18 protein-coding genes and 1 riboswitch are annotated in these 20629 nt (G+C 62.0%); of the genes, 12 read left to right on the top strand and 6 right to left on the bottom strand.

The window, feature by feature from the left end; all coding sequences use genetic code 11:
* Positions 1-45: 45 nt before the first annotated feature.
* The 4 genes from EI969_RS27980 to EI969_RS27965 form a co-directional block, all read right to left on the bottom strand.
* The gene (locus tag EI969_RS27980; RefSeq protein ID WP_160390548.1) at positions 46-1014 is read right to left on the bottom strand and encodes a metal ABC transporter ATPase; all 969 of its coding nucleotides are present in this window, start codon (positions 1012-1014) and stop codon (positions 46-48) included.
* Between the two features lie 32 nt (positions 1015-1046).
* Positions 1047-1859, bottom strand: coding sequence for an aldo/keto reductase (locus EI969_RS27975; protein ID WP_160390547.1), 813 nt, complete (start codon positions 1857-1859; stop codon positions 1047-1049).
* The gene (locus tag EI969_RS27970) at positions 1856-3031 is read right to left on the bottom strand and encodes an FAD-binding oxidoreductase (RefSeq protein ID WP_160390546.1); all 1176 of its coding nucleotides are present in this window, start codon (positions 3029-3031) and stop codon (positions 1856-1858) included. The genes EI969_RS27975 and EI969_RS27970 overlap by 4 nt, the downstream gene beginning before the upstream one ends.
* Before the next feature lie 161 nt (positions 3032-3192).
* Positions 3193-3525, bottom strand: a complete 333-nt coding sequence (locus EI969_RS27965) for a multidrug efflux SMR transporter (RefSeq protein ID WP_015093202.1) — start codon at positions 3523-3525, stop codon at positions 3193-3195.
* A 103-nt stretch (positions 3526-3628) separates the two neighbouring features.
* On the opposite strand from EI969_RS27965, the gene EI969_RS27960 reads away from it, so the two are divergent.
* Both EI969_RS27960 and waaA read left to right on the top strand, forming a co-directional pair.
* Positions 3629-4531 carry a LysR family transcriptional regulator gene (locus tag EI969_RS27960; RefSeq protein WP_178120860.1) on the top strand — a complete coding sequence of 301 codons (903 nt, stop codon included), beginning with the start codon at positions 3629-3631 and terminating at the stop codon, positions 4529-4531.
* A gap of 11 nt (positions 4532-4542) precedes the next feature.
* Positions 4543-5820 (top strand): lipid IV(A) 3-deoxy-D-manno-octulosonic acid transferase, encoded by a 1278-nt coding sequence (gene waaA / locus EI969_RS27955; protein ID WP_160390545.1) that lies wholly within the window; start codon positions 4543-4545, stop codon positions 5818-5820.
* Positions 5821-5903: 83 nt separating this feature from the next.
* On the opposite strand, the gene EI969_RS27950 is transcribed toward waaA, so the two are convergent.
* Positions 5904-7343, bottom strand: coding sequence for a TolC family outer membrane protein (locus tag EI969_RS27950; protein WP_160390544.1), 1440 nt, complete (start codon positions 7341-7343; stop codon positions 5904-5906).
* 205 nt (positions 7344-7548) lie between these two features.
* Positions 7549-7654, top strand: a riboswitch (TPP riboswitch).
* 150 nt (positions 7655-7804) lie between these two features.
* Here EI969_RS27950 and thiC point away from each other — a divergent pair.
* Positions 7805-9694, top strand: coding sequence for a phosphomethylpyrimidine synthase ThiC (thiC, locus tag EI969_RS27945; RefSeq protein WP_160390543.1), 1890 nt, complete (start codon positions 7805-7807; stop codon positions 9692-9694).
* A gap of 134 nt (positions 9695-9828) precedes the next feature.
* The gene (cytX, locus tag EI969_RS27940; RefSeq protein WP_160390542.1) at positions 9829-11121 is read left to right on the top strand and encodes a putative hydroxymethylpyrimidine transporter CytX; all 1293 of its coding nucleotides are present in this window, start codon (positions 9829-9831) and stop codon (positions 11119-11121) included.
* Here cytX and EI969_RS27935 read toward each other — a convergent pair.
* Positions 11090-11836, bottom strand: coding sequence for an RsiV family protein (locus EI969_RS27935; protein WP_160390541.1), 747 nt, complete (start codon positions 11834-11836; stop codon positions 11090-11092). The two genes, cytX and EI969_RS27935, sit on opposite strands and share 32 nt — an antisense overlap.
* 221 nt (positions 11837-12057) lie before the next feature.
* Here EI969_RS27935 and EI969_RS27930 point away from each other — a divergent pair, with 221 nt between their 5' ends.
* The 8 genes from EI969_RS27930 to parC all read left to right on the top strand — a co-directional run bounded on the left by EI969_RS27930 (position 12058) and on the right by parC (position 20602).
* Positions 12058-12675, top strand: coding sequence for an NUDIX domain-containing protein (locus tag EI969_RS27930; protein ID WP_150714642.1), 618 nt, complete (start codon positions 12058-12060; stop codon positions 12673-12675).
* On the top strand, positions 12666-13118 hold the full coding sequence (locus tag EI969_RS27925; RefSeq protein WP_007977461.1) for a DUF1249 domain-containing protein: 453 nt from the start codon (positions 12666-12668) through the stop codon (positions 13116-13118). Before EI969_RS27930 ends, EI969_RS27925 begins: the two co-directional genes overlap by 10 nt.
* Before the next feature lie 99 nt (positions 13119-13217).
* Positions 13218-14033: a 3',5'-cyclic-AMP phosphodiesterase gene (cpdA, locus tag EI969_RS27920; RefSeq protein WP_160390540.1), complete on the top strand. Its 816-nt coding sequence runs from the start codon at positions 13218-13220 to the stop codon at positions 14031-14033.
* A gap of 198 nt (positions 14034-14231) precedes the next feature.
* The gene (locus EI969_RS27915; RefSeq protein ID WP_160390539.1) at positions 14232-14840 is read left to right on the top strand and encodes a YqiA/YcfP family alpha/beta fold hydrolase; all 609 of its coding nucleotides are present in this window, start codon (positions 14232-14234) and stop codon (positions 14838-14840) included.
* A 69-nt stretch (positions 14841-14909) separates the two neighbouring features.
* Positions 14910-16814 carry a DNA topoisomerase IV subunit B gene (gene parE, locus EI969_RS27910; protein WP_150714639.1) on the top strand — a complete coding sequence of 635 codons (1905 nt, stop codon included), beginning with the start codon at positions 14910-14912 and terminating at the stop codon, positions 16812-16814.
* Positions 16814-17803, top strand: a complete 990-nt coding sequence (locus tag EI969_RS27905; protein WP_160390538.1) for an esterase-like activity of phytase family protein — start codon at positions 16814-16816, stop codon at positions 17801-17803. The genes parE and EI969_RS27905 overlap by 1 nt, the downstream gene beginning before the upstream one ends.
* Positions 17800-18324: a TIGR02281 family clan AA aspartic protease gene (locus tag EI969_RS27900; RefSeq protein WP_160390537.1), complete on the top strand. Its 525-nt coding sequence runs from the start codon at positions 17800-17802 to the stop codon at positions 18322-18324. Before EI969_RS27905 ends, EI969_RS27900 begins: the two co-directional genes overlap by 4 nt.
* Before the next feature lie 7 nt (positions 18325-18331).
* Positions 18332-20602 (top strand): DNA topoisomerase IV subunit A, encoded by a 2271-nt coding sequence (gene parC, locus EI969_RS27895; RefSeq protein WP_160390536.1) that lies wholly within the window; start codon positions 18332-18334, stop codon positions 20600-20602.
* Positions 20603-20629 lie beyond the last annotated feature (27 nt).

Below are 20629 nucleotides of genomic sequence, written 5' to 3'. Positions count from 1 at the left end.
CGTTGACGACCATCGCTAGCAAGCCAGCTCCTACAAGGTTTGCTTTCAGGAGCTGACTTTTTTTCGCGGCACGATTTTCTTCAGCAACAGCTTCGCCTTCCCGCGCAACCGCGCCAATCCCGAATCCTTCCCCGGCGGGGTCAAGCCCTGCTGCCTCACCCAGTCCTTCCAGCGAATTCGTTCGTCGCGTACCAGCCAGCCTTCCTGCCGGGCAAAACTCTCGGCCAGGTACAGGCCGCGCGTGCTGGCCGGGTGCAGTTGATCCTTTTTCAGGGTGTAGAGCTCGGCCATCGGGTGGCCGTCCTGCAAGGGCATCAAATACAGATCGGGTCGTTTGCGGTCCAGCCGGGCGACGAGTTGGTCACCTTCCAGTCGTTCATCGACATGGAACAGGCTCAGGGATTTGGCTTCCTTGGGAACGTCCAGGCGCAAGTCGTAAATCAGTTGCAGTGACGCCGTCGGCAAATGCACGTAAGCCCGTGGGCGCTCCATCAGCATCAGGTTGGCGCAACGTACCGGCCGTGCCGAGCCGGACAGCGGCGACAAGCGAAACGGCAGGGCTTCACGGTAATGCAGGGCCGCCGAGTAGGGCGCCGGCAGCCAGGTGTCATTGAACCTCCCGCCGAGCCAGCCTTCAGGTGTTTCCAGCAGGCATTCTTCGGCAATCTCCTGGATCGCCGTGTGCAGGGGCAGGTTCAGTTCGTGGGCCGGCACGTACCCGGAAATCAGCTTGAGCACCACGTCGCCACGGTCCTGCCGGCGCTGGCGCACCAGCACCCAATAATCGCGGTTCTGCCAATGCAGGGTCAGGCGTACCGACACTCCGAGATTGGCCAGCTCCAGGGCAAACCGTTCGCTGTCGCCGACCGTCACCGGGCGACGACGTTGCAGGGTCTGGGAGAAATTCAGCGGCCTGCCCACGCTCTGGTAACTCAGGCCTTCGGGGGTCGCTTCGACGAATAACGGCAGGGTCTTGAAGTTGCTCGGGTTCTTTCTGATGAGCGTACGCGACATGTCGGCTCCTGCTTAAGGCCGCGTGGGCGGCGTCAGTGGCTACGTAGGACCTGGGCAACGGTCGCGACATTGTGGGCGAGGTGCAGCGGATTGATGGTGCCGACAATAGCACTGGCAACACCCGGATGTTCAAACAACAACTCGAAACTGGCGCGCACCGGATCCACGCCCGGACTCAGGCAGACATGACCGCTGGCGAGGGCTTTCTTGACCAGAATGGCTTTGCCGTGTGCAGCAGCATAGTCAATGACAGGCTTTTCGTTTTGTTCGTTCAGATTGTAGGTGACCATCGCACAGTCGCCTTGCTCCAGTGCCTTCAATCCGCCCTCGACGGTTTTGCCGGAAAGCCCGAAACCGCGAATCTTGCCTTCGGCCTTGAGCGCGGCGAGGGTGTCGTAGACTTCGCAGTCATCGAGGATCGCCAGGTCGTTGCCGTCGGAGTGCACCAGCACCAGATCGATGAAGTCCGTTTCCAGGCGTTGCAGGCTGCGCTCCACCGACATTCGCGTGTGTGCCGCGCTGAAATCGTGACGGGACTGGCCGTCGGCAAACTCTTCGCCGACCTTGCTGACAATCACCCAATCCTGACGCTGACCACGCAGCAACGGGCCGAGGCGTTCTTCGCTGCGACCATAGGCCGGGGCGGTATCGATCAGGTTGATGCCCAGGTCGCGGGCGAGCTTGAGCAGCATGCGCGCTTCGTCGTCATCGGGAATCCGGAAGCCGCTGGGGTACTTCACCCCTTGGTCGCGGCCCAGTTTCACCGTGCCCAGGCCCAGGGGGGAAACCAGCAGGCCGGTGCTGCCCAGCGGGCGATGCAATTGGTGCAGGGTCGGTTGGCTCATGGCAGCAGTTGCTCCCAGGCAGGTACGCCCATTGGCGGCTTCGGCAGTTGCGGCAGGGCTGTCGGGTGGCTTGGCTGGATACCGTCGCGGGTCAGGTTGGCGATCACGCGGTCGGCGAAGTCCGGCGCCAGGGCGAGTTTGGTCGGCCAGCCCACCAGCAGACGGCCTTCTTCTGCGAGAAACGCATTGTCGGGGCGGGTCAGGCCCGATTGCAGGGGTTCGGCGCGATCCACGCGCAAGGTGGCCCACTGCACCGTGCTCAGATCGATCCATGGCAGCAACTGGCCGATCTCCTTTTGCGCAGTGGCGATTTGTTGCGCAGGCTCACGGGTCACGCCCTCGCTTTCGGCGATGTCGCCACCCATGTACCAGACCCAATTGCCGTCGGCGGCCGGGTGGGTGGTGACGGTGATGCGCGGTTTGGTTCCGCCGCCCAGGCAGTGGGCGTACAGCGGTTTCAGGCTCGGACCCTTGGCGATGATCATGTGCAGCGGTCGACGCTGCATCGCCGGCTCGCTCAGGCCCAATGCTTCGAGCAGTTGCGCGGTGCCCGCGCCGGCGCTGAGGACGATGCGCTGGGCGCGGATCTCGCGCTCATCGACGATCAGGCCGACCAGCAAGCCACCTTCCAGCAACGGTTCGATCTTCTGCCCGGCGAGCAAACCGTCACCTGCGAGGTCGGCCAGGCGCTGGATCAGGCTCGGCACATCGACCACCAGTTCCGCCAGGCGATAGACCTTGCCCTTGAAGCGCTTGTCTTGCAGCGCGGGCGGCAACTGGTCGCCCTTGACCTGGTCGACGCGACCGCGCACGGCCTTGCTGGCGAAGAAACTGGTGAGGTTGCCGGCGAGGGTGCCGGGGGACCACAGGTAATGGGCTTCGGACAGCAGGCGCACGCCGGACAGGTCCAGCTCGCCATCCCCGGCCAGGGCTTCACGCCAGCGCCGCGGCATGTCGGCGATGGCTTCCGAGGCGCCGGTCAGGGCGCCGTGCAGCGCGTACTTGGCGCCGCCGTGGATGATGCCCTGGGACTTCACGGTCTGCCCGCCGCCGAGGCTGGCGCTTTCCACCAGCACGGTCGAAAAACCCTGGCGGCGCAGGCGCGCGTTCAGCCAGAGGCCGGCGACACCAGCGCCGACAATCAGCACGTCGGTGGAAATAACGGATGGCATTCGGCGACCTCTGTGTTCAAGACGAGGGCGCAGTATACAAGGCATCTTCAGGATCTGTTGCAGGATGCAGGTGACCCTGTAGGAGCCGGCTTGCTGGCGATCCGGCCAGCGCGGTGTGCCTGATGCACTGCTATCGCCAGCAAGCCGGCTCCTACAGAGTGTCAGTGGCCGGCGGTTTTGGAGAACAGCTGGATGACCACCACGCCGAGCACAATCAGCGCCATCCCCAGCATCGCCGGCACGTCCAGCTTCTGCCCGTAGATGAACAGCGCCGCAACGCTGACCATCACGATCCCCATGCCGGCCCACACGGCGTACGCCACGCCCACCGGAACGCTGCGCACCACCAGGGTCAGCATCCAGAAGGCAATGCCGTAACCGACGATGACCAGCACCAGCGGCAACGGGGTGCTGAAGCCCTTGACCGCTTTCATCGAAACAGTGGCAATCACTTCGGCGCAGATGGCAATGGCCAGGTAGTAGTAAGCGGTCATGGGTCAATCCTCGTGTGAAGTGTTGCTCTCTGAGGTCGGCATTCTAGTGATTCGCCAGATGCGGTAAAGTCATTACCTATCTGTTTGGAAGATGGGTTGAGCCATGAGCATGCAATGGAATCTGGAGCAGCTGCGGTTGTTTGTCAGCGTAGCCGAGCAGCGCTCGTTTTCTGCCGTGGCGCGGGATCAGCGCAAGGCGCAGTCGGCGGTCAGCAGTTCGATTGCGTTGCTGGAAGAAGACCTCGGCGTCAGCCTGTTCGACCGCAGCAGCGGCCGCCAGCCGAAACTCACCGAAGCCGGCAGCGCTTTGCTGGACGAAGCGCGGGAAGTGCTGCGCCAGTGCGAACGACTCAACGGCCGGGCACTGGCGATGATGCGCGGGCAGGAGGCACGACTGCGCGTGGCGCAAGACGAAGCGATGCCTTATCAGCCGATCATCGAAAGCTTCGAGGCCCTGGCGGAAAAATTCCCCAGCCTTGAAGTGCAGTTGACCAGCGCTGCCCAGGGCGACGTCGCGCGCAAGCTGGTGGAGCGGCGCGCTGATCTGGGCTTGCTGTTCTTTCACGATCAGATTCCCGAGGCGCTTGAGCGACGGGTGCTGGGCAGCGTGGAAATGGTCACGGTGTGCGGCAAGGATCATCCGTTGGCGGGCAGAGGCGCGGTGGACGGCCAACAGCTGGCGCTGCATCGGCAGTTGCTGATGTCCACGGAGTCGAGCATCTATCCCGGCAGTGACCCCGCCAGCCCGCAAGTCTGGCGCGCCGACAGTTTCTATGTGATGGCCGAATGGCTGGTGCGTGGCCTCGGCTGGGCCTGGCTTCCACGGCACGTGGTGCAGTACCCGACGTATCAGAATCAGATGGTCGAACTGGTCAGCGAATGGACCCCGCCGGCCCTGGTGGTGGAGTTGGTATGGCGCCGGGACGAACCGCTCGGCCCGGCGGCGCGCTGGCTTGCCGAACGTTTTGCCGTGCACTTGCAGACGATTGGCGAAAAAAGCCGATAAACTCCGCCGCCATGAATAGAACTCTCTACACCGCGCTGTTTTATCTGGGGCTGCCATTGGTAGCGATTCGGCTTTGGCTGCGCGCGCGCAAGGCGCCGGCGTATGCCAAACGCATCGGCGAGCGCTTTTCCTACGGGATGCCGGCGATGAAACCGGGCGGCATCTGGGTGCACGCCGTGTCGGTGGGCGAAAGCATTGCGGCCGCACCGATGATCCGCGCCTTGCTGGCGCGTTATCCGGATCTGCCGATCACCGTGACCTGCATGACGCCGACCGGTTCGGAGCGGATCCTGGCGCTGTTCGCCAATGAGCCGCGCATCCAGCACTGTTATTTGCCTTACGATTTGCCTTGCGCGGCGCGGCGCTTCCTTGATCGGGTCCAGCCGAAACTGGCGGTGATCATGGAAACCGAACTGTGGCCCAACCATATCCATCAATGCGCCAGGCGCGGGATTCCCGTGGCACTGGCCAATGCGCGGCTGTCCGAGCGGTCGGCCAGGGGCTACGGCCGGTTCCGCAAGCTGACCCAGCCAATGCTGGCCGAGATGAGCCTGTTCGCGGTGCAGACCGAAGCCGAAGCCCGGCGCTTTCGCGACCTGGGCGCGCGGGCAGAAACCGTCGAGGTGACCGGTTCGATCAAGTTCGACCTGACCATCGACCCGCAACTGCTTGAGCGCGCCAGCCAATTGCGTGGGCAATGGCAAGCGCAGGATCGACCCGTGTGGATCGCGGCCAGTACCCATGACGGCGAAGACGAGGTGGTGTTGGCGGCCCATCGGCAGTTGCTGGCCAGTCATCCCGACGCCTTGCTGATTCTGGTGCCGCGTCATCCGGAGCGCTTCAATTCGGTGTACGGGCTGTGCCAGCAACAAGGGTTTGCCACGGTCCGCCGTTCAAGCGGCGATGCGGTCAGTGCCAATACGTCGGTGCTGCTGGGCGACACCATGGGCGAGTTGCTGTTCCTCTACGCCCTGGCGGACAGCGCATTCGTCGGCGGCAGCCTGGTACCGAACGGCGGGCACAACCTGCTGGAGCCGGCGGCCCTGGCTAAACCGGTGCTGAGCGGGCCGCACCTGTTCAACTTCCTCGAAATCGCCGCGCAGTTGCGCAGTGCCGGGGCGTTGCAGGAAGTGGAGGATGCCGAAGGGCTGGCGGTGGCGGTGCAGCGCTTGTTCGAGCTGCCGCGTGATGCGCAGCGCATGGCAGAGGCGGGATTGAAAGTAATGCGCACCAATCAGGGCGCATTGCAGCGCTTGCTGGATGGGTTGGGGCGGTTGATCGAGCGTTAGACCGGGTTGTATTCATTCGCGAGCAGGCTCGCTCCCACACTTGAATCACTGTGGGAGCGAGCCTGCTCGCGAAGCTTTGGCTTTTACTGATCAGGCCGCGCTTTCAACTGTTCCTCTGCCGCCTTGGCCAGATCCGGTGGCAGGAAATCCTTGTCCGGGTTGTAGTTCGGATTGAGCCAGCGTGCCAGGTTTTGCAGATCCCCCGGGTTCAACGTGCCGGCCTGTTGCTTCAAGCGCAGGTTGTCGAGGATGTAGTCGTAGCGGGTGTTGTTGTAGTCGCGCACCGAGCTGTAGAGCTGACGCTGCGCATCGAGCACGTCGACGATGTTTCGCGTACCCACCTGATAGCCGATTTCAGTCGCTTCCACCGCGCTCTGGTTGGAGATGATCGATTGCTTGCGCGCCTGTACCTGCTCGACATCGGTGTTCACTGCGCGGTGCAGGTCGCGGGTGTTTTCCACGATGCTGCGGCGCAGGGATTCGCGTTGCTGCTCGGTCTGGTCCAGTTGCGCATACGATTGGCGCACCTGGGAATTGATCAGGCCACCGCTGTAGATCGGGATGTTCAGTTGCAGGCCCACGGTCGTTTGCTCGACGTTGCCGCCATAGGGTTGGCCCAAGGGAACCGGATTGCTGAAGCCCAGCGCGTCGTTGTCGCCTTTCTCGTACTGGGCGATCGCGTCAACCGTTGGCAAGTGCCCGGATTTGCGCTGCTTGACGGTTTGTTCGGCGGCGCTGACGGCATAGTTGCTGGCCAACAGGTTGAGGTTCTGCCGGCCCGCCGTTTCGACCCAGGCCTTGGCGTCGTTCGGTACTGGCGGCAGGATCGGCAGGTTATGGCTGATGCCCCAGATCGAGTTGTACTGGCGGTTGGTCAGGGTGATCAATGCTTCAAAGGCGTCGTCCACCTGGCGCTGCGCAACGATGCGGTTGGCGCGTGCGGTGTCGTAGCTGGCTTGCGAGTTCAGTACGTCAGTCTTGTCCGAAAGGCCGACATCGAAGCGCTCGTTGGATTGATCGAGCTGGCGCTTGAACGCCGCTTCTTCGGCCTTGGTCGAGGCCAGGTTGTCCTGGCTGCGCAGCACGTTGAAATAGCTGTCAGCGGTTTGCAGGATCAGGTTCTGCTCGGTCGCCGAGAGTTGCAGGGCGGCCTGTTCGTTGACTTCCTTGGCGGCCTGGAACTGGAACCAGCGATCAGCGCGGAACAGGGGCTGCGCCAGAGTGGCCTGGTAGGAATGAGCATCGCGGTTGGACGTGGCGGACGGCTGGTCGAGGGCCGTACGCACCTCGGAAACATTGGCGCCGCCCGAGAGGTTCGGCAGCAGCCCGGCGCGGGCCTGGGGTACGATTTCCTTCTGCGCGCCGTACTGGGCGATGGCGGCCGCCAGGTCGGAGTTGTTGTTGACGGCTTCCTGATAAACGCTAACGAGGTCCGTCTTGTTCGACAAGGGCGCATCTGCTGCCCAGGCCATTCCGTTGGACGCACAAGACACGGCAAGGGCCAGTGAAAGTTTGCGCAGCATAGACGATCCCTAGAAATGATATTACACAGGTAATTTGAGCGCCAAGGCTAAGGCGTTGCTTTTACAGCGTCAATGCGCGGCTCAGCGTAGCGAGTGTAGTTGCGCATCGGGGCGGCAACAATCCTGATACTGCGTGTAATAACGCCATTCATCATGGTATTTGCAGTGGGGTTGGCGTTCTTTGCCAGTTGTGTCTAGACTGGCCGGGTTCTTGTCGGGGTGCCTTGCTATGAGGCTGAGATCGAATAATTTCGGATCCCGTTGAACCTGATCAGGTTAGCGCCTGCGTAGGGAACAAGATTTCTCGTCACCCGGCGAGTCCTCTTGTGCTTCGTCCGGGAAATTGTTCGACAATCGAACGCTCCCCGTGTGACGACGCACAGCACCAGTCCTGGTGCGTCCGTGCCTTTCAGGTTCTGCTCCGACAATCCACTGCCTGGATGCTGTCTGGAGAGCCCGTGATGACCATAAAAGCAAAAAACGCGATCAATCTGAGTGAATCGGCCAAGGTCGATGAACAGTCGGTTCAGCCGTTTACCCGTTCGCAAAAAATCTACGTTCAGGGCTCTCGCCCGGACATCCGCGTGCCGATGCGCGAAATCACCCTGGACGTGACGCCTACCGACTTCGGCGGCGAAATCAACGCGCCGGTGACCGTCTACGACACCTCGGGTCCTTACACCGATCCCAACGTGGTGATCGACGTGCGCAAAGGCCTGGGTGATGTGCGTTCGGCGTGGATCGACGACCGTGGCGACACCGAGCGCCTGAGCGGTCTGAGCTCGAACTTCGGTCAGGAACGCCTCGCCGATGCGGAGCTGACCAAGCTGCGTTTTGCCCACGTGAATAACCCGCGCCGCGCCAAGGCCGGGGCCAACGTCAGCCAGATGCACTATGCGCGCAAGGGCATCATCACCGCCGAGATGGAATACGTCGCCATCCGCGAAAACATGAAGCTGCAAGAGGCCCGCGCCGCCGGCCTGTTGAAGCAGCAGCACGCCGGCCACAGTTTCGGCGCGAGCATCCCGAAAGAAATCACCCCTGAGTTCGTCCGCGAAGAAATCGCCCGGGGCCGTGCGATCATTCCGGCCAACATCAACCACACCGAACTGGAACCGATGATCATCGGCCGTAACTTCCTGGTGAAGATCAACGGCAACATCGGCAACAGCGCTTTGGGTTCGTCCATCGAAGAAGAAGTGGCGAAACTGACCTGGGGCATTCGCTGGGGTTCGGACACGGTCATGGACCTGTCCACCGGCAAGCACATTCACGAAACCCGCGAGTGGATCATCCGCAACTCGCCGGTGCCGATCGGTACGGTGCCGATCTACCAGGCGCTGGAGAAGGTCAACGGCGTGGCCGAAGACCTGACCTGGGAGCTGTTCCGCGACACGCTGATCGAACAGGCCGAGCAGGGCGTCGACTATTTCACCATCCACGCCGGCGTGCTGTTGCGCTACGTGCCGATGACCGCCAAGCGCGTGACCGGCATCGTCTCCCGTGGCGGTTCGATCATGGCCAAGTGGTGCCTGGCGCACCACAAGGAAAACTTCCTCTACACCCATTTTGACGAAATCTGCGAAATCATGAAGGCCTACGACGTCAGCTTCTCGCTGGGCGATGGCCTGCGTCCTGGCTCGATTGCCGACGCCAACGACGAAGCACAGTTCGGCGAGCTGGAAACCCTCGGCGAGCTGACCAAGATCGCCTGGAAACACGACGTGCAGTGCATGATCGAAGGCCCGGGCCACGTGCCGATGCAGTTGATCAAGGAGAACATGGACAAGCAGCTGGAGTGCTGCGACGAGGCGCCGTTCTACACCCTCGGCCCGCTGACCACCGACATCGCGCCGGGCTACGACCACATCACCTCCGGCATCGGTGCGGCGATGATCGGCTGGTTCGGCTGCGCCATGCTCTGCTACGTGACGCCGAAGGAACACCTGGGCCTGCCGAACAAGGATGACGTGAAGACCGGGATCATCACCTACAAGATCGCCGCTCACGCCGCCGATCTGGCGAAGGGGCATCCGGGCGCGCAGATCCGCGACAATGCCTTGAGCAAGGCGCGTTTCGAGTTCCGTTGGGAAGACCAGTTCAACCTGGGCCTTGATCCGGACACCGCTCGTTCGTATCACGATGAGACCCTGCCGAAGGATTCGGCCAAGGTCGCGCACTTCTGTTCGATGTGCGGGCCGAAATTCTGCTCGATGAAAATCACCCAGGAGGTCCGCGAGTACGCGGCCAACCAACGGATCGACGCGGTGGACGTGGACGTTGCCAAAGGCATGGCTGAACAGTCCGAGCGCTTCAAGCAGGAAGGCAGTCAGCTTTACCAGAAAGTTTGATCTGACCTGAAAGGACCCCATCGCGGGCAAGCCCGCTCCCACAGGGAATGTGTGTACGACAGAAACCATGTGGGAGCGGGCTTGCCCGCGATAGCGATCTAAAAAACAACAAATGTCCCTCTGAGATAACACCCTTGAGCATTCAACCCAGCACTTATTCACCTGATATCGCGGTGCCGACCGACAAACGTGTGTTCGGCGGCCGTGATCTGTTTTCCCTGTGGTTCTCCCTCGGCATCGGCCTGATGGTGCTGCAGACCGGCGCATTGCTCGCGCCGGGCCTGGGCCTGTCCGGTTCGTTGCTGGCGATTTTTCTCGGCACCCTGGTCGGCGTTCTGCTGCTGGCGGCGGTCGGAGTCATCGGCAGTGACACCGGCCTGTCGTCGATGGCCGCGCTCAAGCTCAGCCTCGGCACCAAGGGCGCGAGCCTGCCGGCGGTGCTGAACCTGTTGCAACTGATCGGCTGGGGTTCGTTCGAAATCATCGTCATGCGCGATGCGGCCAGCCTGTTGGGCGCCAAGGCCTTCAGTGAAGGCAGCCTGATCTCCAACCCCGTGCTCTGGACGCTGTTCTTCGGCGCACTGGCGACCTTGTTGGCCGTTAGCGGTCCATTGACCTTCGTGCGGCAGATCCTGCGCAAATGGGGCATCTGGCTGCTGCTGGCCGCGTGCATCTGGCTGACCTGGAACCTGTTCGCCAAGGCCGACCTGGCCGGGTTGTGGGCCCAGGCCGGTGACGGTTCGATGCCGTTCGCCGTGGGTTTCGACATCGCGATTGCCATGCCGCTCTCGTGGTTGCCGCTGATCGCCGACTACTCGCGTTTCGGCAAGCGGGCGAAAAACGTCTTCGGCGGCACCGCCATCGGCTTCTTCATCGGCAACTTCTGGCTGATGAGCCTGGGCGTGGCCTACACCCTGGCGTTCGCGCCGAGCGGTGAAGTCAATGCCTTGCTGCTGGCGTTGGCCGGTGCCGGCCTGGGGATTCCGCTGCTGCTGATTCTTCTGGATGAGTCGGAAAACGCCTTTGCCGATATTCACTCGGCGGCGGTGTCCAGCGGGATTCTGTTGCGCGCCAAGGTCGAGCACCTGGCCCTGGCCATCGGCGTCATCTGCACGCTGATTGCCTTGCTGGCGCCATTGGCCCAGTACCAGAACTTCCTGCTGCTGATCGGTTCGGTGTTTGCGCCGTTGTTCGGCGTGGTGCTGGTGGACCACTTCATCCTGCGCAAGCGTAGCGGCCAGGTGGCCTCGGCGGCACTGCGCTGGCCGGCGCTGCTCGCCTGGCTGGGCGGGGTCAGCACCTATCACTTGTTGGCCAACCTGTATCCGGATGTCGGTGCAACCCTGCCAGCACTGGTCGTGGCAGGGTTGCTCCAGCTAGTGCTGGGCCGGGCCTTCAGTTACGGCCGGGAAACAGCTCGGGCTTGATGATGCCGTTCAGGCGAGGGTAGGGGATCTTCAGTTCGACATGGCCCAGCGCGTAAGGCGCGATGGTGCTGGTTTCGTACTTGAGGATCACCCCGCCGTAGGTCAGCGCCACGTTCTGGGTTTTCTGGAACGGCCAGCTCTTCACGAACTCCGCTTCCTGATCGAGCTTGGTGCTGATCAGCCAGCTGTTGTGTGCCACCTGCGCGGCTTTCCAGAACGCGTCTTCCTGCCCCGGCACCAACATGTCCGACAGTGTCAGCACTTTGTGCTGCTGGCGCGAATAGTTGATGAAACCTCGACCCGGGGTGCCATGGGCGCCGCCGGTGTCCAGGTAGCTGGACAATTCGATGATCACCAAGCCGTCATGCTGCTCGCGTACCTTCGCCTGCAGATAGCTGCTGTTGCGCGGACCTGCGGTGCGCAAAAATTCTTCGCGATAGGCCGCCAGGGTCGGGGCGACCGGCGCGTCGGGTGAGGTGCGGGTCATTTGCAGCAGACGTTTTTCGATGATGCCGTCCAGTGCAGGCTCGTCCGCAAAGTGCAGGGTGTCGATGTTGACCAGCGGGCAATCCGGGTTGCTGCAGCCGGGCTGTAGCTGCTCGGAGGCGTCGCGGGTGGTTTCCAGCGGCGTCCGGTAGTTAGGCTGGAACAGGCTCGCGCAAGCGCCCAGGGTCAGGGCGATGGCGGCCACGGAGGCGATTTTGAAAAGCGACATGGGCGTCCTTTCTGAAACAGGGGAAGGCAAAAAGTTACCGGCTTCGACTCTCAACAAAGCAATCAGTTCGCCACTAAGCTGATTAGAGAGGGTTTCGCCCTCACCGTCCATCCCGCTGACGGGAAAGGGGCTGCATCAAACGTCACGGGCGCGTTAGGATGGCGCGAAGTCGAGGCTCCGGAAAAAGGAACCTCGTATAGGTTTGTAGCAAGAGGATTGTCATGACGGATTTTGCCAACGCCATTCCGACCGCCGTAGATATCGTTCGGCGCGAAAAGTGCTTCGAGGGCTTCTACAAGCTCGATCGTGTGCACTTGCGCCACGAATTGTTCGCTGGCGGCATGAGCCGCGAGATCAATCGCGAAGTGTTCGTTCGTCATGATGCGGTGTGCATGCTGCCTTATGATCCGCAGCGCGACGAAGTGGTGCTGATCGAGCAGTTTCGCGTCGGCGCCCTGGGCAAGACCGACAATCCGTGGCTGATCGAACTGGTTGCCGGTCTGATCGACAAGGATGAACAACCGGAAGAAGTTGCTCACCGCGAAGCGCAGGAGGAAGCTGGGCTGGTCATCGGTGCGTTGTGGCCGATGACCAAATATTTTCCATCGCCGGGCGGCAGCAACGAATTCGTGCATTTGTACCTGGGGCGTTGCGACACGACGGGCGTCGGCGGCCTGCATGGGCTGGAGGAAGAAGCAGAAGATATTCGCGTCACGGTCTGGGCGTTCGAAGATGCCCTGCAAGCCGTGCGCGATGGGCGGATTGCCAACGCGGCGAGCATCATTGCCTTGCAATGGCTGGCTTTGAACCGCGTTGAAGTGAGGGGGTTATGGTCGTAAACAAGCTGCGCGATCGCTATCGGGTGGACCTGGTGGGGCTGCAAGCGTCCTGCGAGGCGAACTACGCACGCCTGATGCGACTGCTGCCGGACATGCGCAGCGAGCCGGCCGCCAGGCGCATCGCCGTGACCCATGGCGACCAGATGCTCGGTGTGCTGGCCCTGGAGGTGTTGCTGACCTGTCCCTACACCACGACCCTGCAAGTGCGTCAGGAGCACAGCCTGCCGTGGCTGCCGGTGCCGCAACTGGAAGTGCAGGTCTATCACGACGCGCGCATGGCCGAAGTGGTCAGCGCCGAACATGCGCGACGCTTTCGCGGCATCTATCCTTACCCGAACGCCTCGATGCACCAGCCGGACGAAAAAGCCCAGCTGAACATGTTTCTGGGCGAATGGCTGAGCCATTGCCTGGCGCTGGGGCATGAATACGAAGTAGTTCGTTAGTTGTGAACCCTGTCAGGTTCTCGGATTTCCCCTTTCGATCGTCCCCCAGCATAATTGCGGCACTTACCCATCCCCGTGATCACGCCCTGGGAGAACGCCTTGCCGAGCGTATCCACATTGACCACCGCCGATCCGGCGTTGCTGGTGCAAATCTCCGACAGTCATCTGTATGCCGAAGCGGACGGTACGTTGCTGGGCATGAACACCCGCGACAGCCTGCAAAAGGTCATCGAACTGGTGCGCGCGCAACAGCCGCGGATTGACTTGATTCTGGCCACGGGTGACCTGTCCCAGGACGGGACGCTGGAGTCCTACCAGCAGTTTCGCGACATGACACGCCAGCTCGATGCACCGGCGCGCTGGATTCCGGGCAATCACGATGAGCCGCAGATCATGGCCGAGGCCGCGGTGCAGAGCGCTTTGCTGGAACCTGTGGTGGATATCGGCAACTGGCGGGTCACCTTGCTCGACTCGGCGGTGCCAGGCTCGGTGCCGGGTTACTTGCAGGACGAACAATTGCAGTTGCTCGCCCGCTCGTTGAGCGAGGCGCCGGAGCGCCATCATCTGGTGTGCTTGCACCATCACCCGGTGTCGATTGGTTGCGCGTGGATGGAGCCTATCGGCCTGCGTAATCCCGAGGCGTTTTTTGAAGTGCTGGATCGTTTTCCACAGGTACGAGCCGTGCTGTGGGGGCATGTGCACCAGGAAATCGATCAATTGCGCAGCGGCGTGCGTTTGCTCGCCTCGCCCTCGACCTGCATCCAGTTCGAACCGGGCAGCGAGGATTTCAAGGTCGGCGAACAGGCGCCCGGGTATCGCTGGTTGCGGTTGCTGCCCGACGGGCGGTTGGAAACCGGGGTGGAGCGGGTCACGGGGTTTGATTTCACCGTGGATTACGGTTCCAACGGTTATTAGTGTCATTCCGGGATACCGTGGCGCGGCCATCGCGAGCAAGCTCGCTCCCACATTGGTTTTGCGTCATTCACAAGATCCCTGTGGGAGCGGGCTTGCCCGCGATGGCGTCCGCTCAGGCACCCTGAATTCCGCGGATACCCCCGATTCCCCCGAGTCCCTGTAAACTCCGCCTTTTTAGCCAGCGCACAGGGAGCTCAAATGTCCGGTTCGATCCTTTATATCCACGGCTTCAACAGCTCGCCGTTGTCGAAGAAGGCCTGCCAGTTGGTCGCGGTGATGGAGCGTCTGGGCCTGAGTGAACAGTTGCGCGTGCCGGCATTGCACCATCACCCGCGCCAGGCGATAACCCAGCTGGAACAGGCGATTGCCGAACTGGGACGGCCACTGCTGGTCGGCAGCTCGCTCGGCGGCTACTATGCCACTCACCTGGCCGAGCGCCATGGTTTGAAAGCCTTGTTGATCAACCCTGCCGTCGGCCCGCACCGGATGTTCGACGGTTATCTGGGAACGCAGAAAAACCTGTATACAGATGAAGCCTGGGAATTGACCCACGACCACGTGACGGCCCTGGCCGAGCTGGAAGTGCCGGCGCCCCGGGATCCACAGCGTTATCAGGTGTGGTTGCAAACCGCTGACGAAACGCTGGACTATCGCCTCGCCCAGCAGTATTACCGGGCATGCGCCTTGCGTATCCAGGCCGGCGGCGACCACAGTTTCCAGGGTTTTGCCGCGCAACTGCCGGCCATGCTGAGTTTTGCCGGCATTGGCGCCGATTTGTATCAGGCAATCGATTTCACATCGCTTTGATGCAGTGTCTGTTTTCATCGCTTTCCATATTCACTGAGCACTTTTTTCACTGAAGGACGACGAGACCCCATGGCCACTCCCAGCGCTAGCTCCTATAACGCAGACGCCATCGAAGTCCTCTCGGGCCTCGACCCGGTGCGCAAGCGCCCCGGCATGTACACCGACACCAGTCGGCCGAACCACCTCGCCCAGGAAGTCATCGACAACAGTGTCGACGAAGCCCTGGCCGGGCATGCCAGCTCGGTGCAGGTCATCCTGCATGCCGATCACTCGCTGGAAGTCAGCGATGACGGCCGTGGCATGCCGGTGGATATTCACCCTGAAGAAGGCGTTTCGGGCGTCGAGCTGATCCTCACCAAGCTTCACGCGGGCGGCAAGTTTTCCAACAAGAACTACCAGTTCTCCGGCGGTTTGCACGGGGTGGGTATTTCCGTGGTCAACGCCTTGTCCACCGAAGTGCGGGTACGGGTCAAGCGTGACGGCAACGAGTACCAGATGACCTTCAAGGATGGCTACAAGGCCACCGAGCTGGAAATCATCGGCACTGTCGGCAAGCGCAACACCGGCACCAGCGTGTTCTTCGCGCCGGATCCGAAATACTTCGACTCCCCTAAATTCTCCATCAGCCGCCTCAAGCACGTGCTCAAGGCCAAGGCCGTGCTGTGCCCGGGGCTGCTGGTCAGTTTTGAAGACAAGGCCACCGGCGAGAAAGTCGAATGGCATTACGAAGACGGCCTGCGTTCCTATCTGGTGGACGCGGTCACCGAATTCGAACGCCTGCCGGACGAGCCGTTCTGCGGCGCCTTCGCCGGGAACAAGGAAGCGGTCGACTGGGCACTGCTGTGGCTACCCGAAGGTGGCGACGCGGTGCAGGAAAGCTACGTCAACCTGATCCCGACAGCCCAGGGCGGCACTCACGTCAACGGTCTGCGCCAGGGCTTGCTCGATGCGATGCGCGAATTCTGCGAATTCCGCAGCCTGTTGCCGCGCGGCGTGAAGCTGGCGCCGGAGGACGTCTGGGAACGCATTGCCTTCGTGTTGTCGATGAAGATGCAGGAGCCGCAATTCTCCGGCCAGACCAAGGAGCGCCTGTCGTCCCGTGAAGCGGCGGCGTTCGTCTCCGGTGTGGTCAAGGATGCGTTCAGCCTGTGGCTCAACGCCAACCCGGAAACCGGCATGCTGCTGGCGGAGCTGGCGATCAACAATGCCGGTCGTCGCCTCAAGGCCAGCAAGAAGGTCGAGCGCAAACGCATTACCCAGGGCCCGGCGCTACCGGGCAAACTGGCCGACTGTGCCGGGCAGGACCCGATGCGTTCCGAACTGTTCCTGGTGGAAGGTGATTCCGCCGGCGGCTCGGCCAAGCAGGCGCGGGACAAAGAGTTCCAGGCGATCCTGCCGTTGCGCGGCAAGATCCTCAACACCTGGGAAGTCGACGGCAGCGAAGTGCTGGCCAGCCAGGAAGTGCACAACATCGCCGTGGCCATCGGTGTCGATCCGGGCGCGGCGGACATGAGCCAGCTGCGCTACGGCAAGATCTGCATCCTCGCCGACGCCGACTCCGACGGCCTGCACATCGCGACATTGCTGTGCGCCTTGTTCGTCCAGCATTTCCGCCCGTTGGTAGATGCCGGTCACGTCTATGTCGCCATGCCGCCGCTGTACCGCATCGACCTGGGCAAAGAGATCTACTACGCCCTCGATGAAGCCGAACGCGATGGCATCCTCGATCGCCTGGTGGCCGAGAAGAAGCGCGGCAAGCCGCAGGTCACCCGATTCAAGGGTCTGGGTGAAATGAACCCGCCGCAGCTGCGTGAAACCACCATGGACCCGAACACCCGGCGCCTGGTGCAGTTGACCCTGGAAGATTTCGAGGCGACCTCGGAAATGATGGACATGCTGCTGGCGAAGAAGCGCGCCGGTGACCGCAAGACCTGGCTGGAGTCCAAGGGCAACCTGGCCGAGGTGCTGGGCTGATGCGTCTGGGCTTTGCCCTGGCCTGTGGGTTGCTGCTGACGTCGATCACGGTCTGTGCCGAACCGGCGCCAGAGTTGCGCCTGTTGTCCGGGCATGTCGTCAACGGCATGCGCGGCGGCAACCTGTCCGGGCTGGCGCAGTGTGGCAACGATCTGTGGGCGGTTTCCGACCGTGACGATGATCAGATTTATCGCCTCGATACCCGCGAACCGGACTGGCAGGCTGAAGAGGTGCGCATTGAGGTGCCACCGGTGCCTGACAGCGGTTTGCCCTGGGGGCTGAAGTCCAGCGTCTGGGGGGCTTCGTTCGTGCGTGGCGGCGATCTGGACTTCGAAGGCATCACCTGCGACAGCGCCGGCAATCGCTACATCGTCAGCGAAGGCCATGCCGCAGTCTTGCAGGTGCCGCCAACGGGGTCGCCCGCTTGGCTGAAGATCTCGCCGATGCTGGTGCGCGAGGCTCGGGCCAGAGGCCTGTTGTTGCAATTCAATGCACTGTTCGAAGGGCTGGTGATCAATCCGGCGGGGGATCAGATGTGGCTCGCCGCCGAGCGTCAAGGCCGGGGGCTGCTGATGATCAAGCGCCAGCAGACGTTGTGGGATTGCGACGGTGGCTGCGTGCTGCTGAGCGAGGCCGGCATGGAAATGCAACCCGAGCAGTTTCCCCGCGCCAGAGCTGTCTCGCGGGATTTCTCTGACGTGTCGCTGTTCGACGGCAAGCTGTTCACGCTTGAGCGCAACAGCTATCAGATTTGTCGCCGCGATGCGCAGACGGCCAAGGTTGAGCGCTGCTGGTCGTACGCCGCCCAGTTGCTGCAGGAAAACCGTCGTTATCCACAGAACTACGGGTTGGAAGAAGCGTTGATCGTGGATGCCGATGGCGCCTGGATCGGTGTCGACAACAACTTTGGTGCGCGTGCCGATGGTGAAGTGCGTCCGGTGGTCTGGCGCTTCGCGGCACCGGAAGGCGGCTGGAGTGCCAAACCGTGAAACAACAATCGCCGGGTCAGCGCATCGGCCGAGTGTTCATGGTGCTGGCCTGGTGCGCGGCGCTGTTCCTGGCCACGCGGTTTTTCGGCCAGTGGGAAGCGCGGCAGCAAAATCCGAATGTGGTGGTCAGTTCGGAGCAGGGCGAAGGCTTCATTGAAGTGAAGCTGGTCAGCAATGTGCAGGGGCATTTCGTCGCCAGCGGTCAGATCAACGGCCAGCCGGTGGACTTCATGCTCGATACCGGGGCGACCGATGTATCGATCCCTCTGGACCTGGCCAAGCGTTTGAAGCTCGAAGAAGGATTCGGCGTGACCCTGAGCACGGCCAATGGCCTGAGCCAGGGTTATCGCACCCGTATCGAACGCCTGCAACTGGGCGACATCGTGTTGCACGACGTTCGTGCACTGGTGGCCCCGGGGCTGCATGGCGATCAGGTGTTGCTCGGCATGAGCGCACTGAACAAACTTGAATTTACCCAGCGCGGTGGCACCATGCTGCTGCGCCAGACAACGAACCGATGAGGCCCGCATGAGCGACTCCCTTGATCTCAGCCTGGACGGTGTAGAACGCCGGTCACTGGCTGACTTCACCGAAAATGCCTACCTCAACTACTCCATGTACGTGATCATGGACCGTGCCTTGCCGCATATCGGCGACGGCCTGAAACCGGTACAGCGCCGCATCATTTATGCGATGAGCGAGTTGGGGCTGGACGCCGATTCCAAGCACAAGAAGTCGGCGCGTACCGTCGGTGACGTGCTCGGTAAATTCCACCCCCACGGCGACTCGGCCTGCTACGAAGCCATGGTCCTGATGGCCCAGCCGTTCAGCTATCGCTACACGCTGGTCGATGGCCAGGGCAACTGGGGTGCGCCGGATGATCCCAAGTCATTCGCCGCCATGCGTTACACCGAGGCGCGGCTGTCGCGCTATTCCGAAGTGCTGCTCAGCGAACTGGGCCAGGGCACGGCGGACTGGGGGCCGAACTTCGACGGCACGCTGGACGAGCCGCTGGTCTTGCCGGCCCGTCTGCCGAACATTCTGCTCAACGGCACCACCGGTATCGCCGTGGGTATGGCCACCGATGTGCCGCCGCACAACCTGCGCGAAGTCGCCACGGCGTGCGTGCGTTTGCTCGATGAGCCCAAGGCCACGGTCGAACAGCTCTGCGAGCACATCCAGGGTCCGGACTACCCGACCGAAGCGGAAATCATCACGCCGCGCGCCGACCTGCTGAAAATGTATGAAACCGGCAAGGGCTCGGTGCGCATGCGCGCCGTGTATCACATCGAAGACGGCGACATCATCGTCACCGCGCTGCCGCATCAGGTGTCCGGTGCCAAGGTGCTGGAGCAGATCGCTGCGATGATGCAGGCCAAGCCGTCCAAGGCGCCGCAAATCGCCGACCTGCGTGACGAGTCCGACCACGAGAACCCGTGCCGGATCGTGATCATTCCTGGGGCGCGGAAAAACTTCGACCACGACGCCTTGATGCAGCACCTGTTCGCCAGCACCGAGCTGGAGTCGAGCTACCGGGTCAACATCAACATCATCGGCCTGGACGGCAAGCCGCAGCTGAAAAACCTGCGTGCGCTGCTGGTCGAATGGCTGGAGTTCCGGGTGCAGACCGTGCGTCGTCGCCTGCAATTCCGCCTTGATAAGGTCGAGCGTCGCCTGCACCTGTTGGACGGTTTGTTGATCGCTTACCTCAACCTGGACGAAGTGATCCACATCATCCGTACCGAGGAGCATCCGAAAGCCGCGCTGATCGAGCGATTCGCCCTGAGCGAAATCCAGGCCGACTACATCCTCGACACCCGTCTGCGTCAGTTGGCGCGCCTGGAAGAAATGAAGCTGCGTGCCGAGCAGGATGAACTGCTCAAGGAACAAGCCAAGCTGCAAGCCCTGCTGAGCAGCGAAGCCAAGCTCAAGAAGCTGGTGCGCACCGAGCTGATCAAGGACGCCGAAACCTATGGCGACGACCGTCGTTCGCCAATCGTCGAGCGCGCCGAAGCCAAGGCCCTGACCGAACACGATCTGCTGCCGAACGAGAAAGTGACCGTTGTTCTGTCGGAAAAAGGCTGGATTCGCTCCGCCAAAGGCCACGAGATCGATGCCACGGGCCTTTCCTACAAGGCCGGGGACGGTTTCAAGGCGCTGGCAGCCGGGCGCTCCAACCAGTTCGCGGTGTTTATCGACTCCACCGGCCGCAGTTATTCGGTGGCCGCCCACACCTTGCCGTCGGCCCGTGGCCAGGGCGAACCGTTGACCGGTCGCCTGACGCCGCCGCCGGGAGCGAGTTTCGAATGTGTGCTGATGCCGGAAGACGATGCGTTGTATGTCATCGCTTCCGACGCCGGTTACGGTTTCGTGGTCAAGGGGGAGGACCTGCAAGCCAAGAACAAGGCAGGCAAGGCGCTGTTGAGCCTGCCGAACAATGCCAAGGTCATGTTGCCGCGTCCTGTGGCCGATCGTGAGCAGAACTGGCTGGCATCGGTGACGACCGAAGGTCGCCTGTTGATATTCAAGATCAGCGACCTGCCACAATTAGGTAAGGGCAAAGGCAACAAGATCATCGGGATTCCCGGTGAGCGAGTGGCCAGTCGCGAAGAGTATGTGACGGACATCGCCGTATTGCCGGACGGTGCAACGCTGGTGTTGCAGGCCGGTAAACGGACCTTGTCACTGAAAGCGGACGACCTCGAACACTACAAGGGTGAACGTGGCCGTCGTGGCAATAAACTACCGCGGGGCTTCCAGAGGGTCGATGCGCTGCTCGTCGAAAACTCGATCAATTGACCGAAGAAGGCGATTTAGAGCCGCCGA

Origin of the sequence: Pseudomonas sp. PB101, from assembly GCF_009764265.1 — a bacterium.
Taxonomy (GTDB): Bacteria; Pseudomonadota; Gammaproteobacteria; order Pseudomonadales; family Pseudomonadaceae; genus Aquipseudomonas.
Note: the sequence above shows the minus strand (reverse complement) of the source record. Positions and strands in the feature narration are given on the sequence as shown.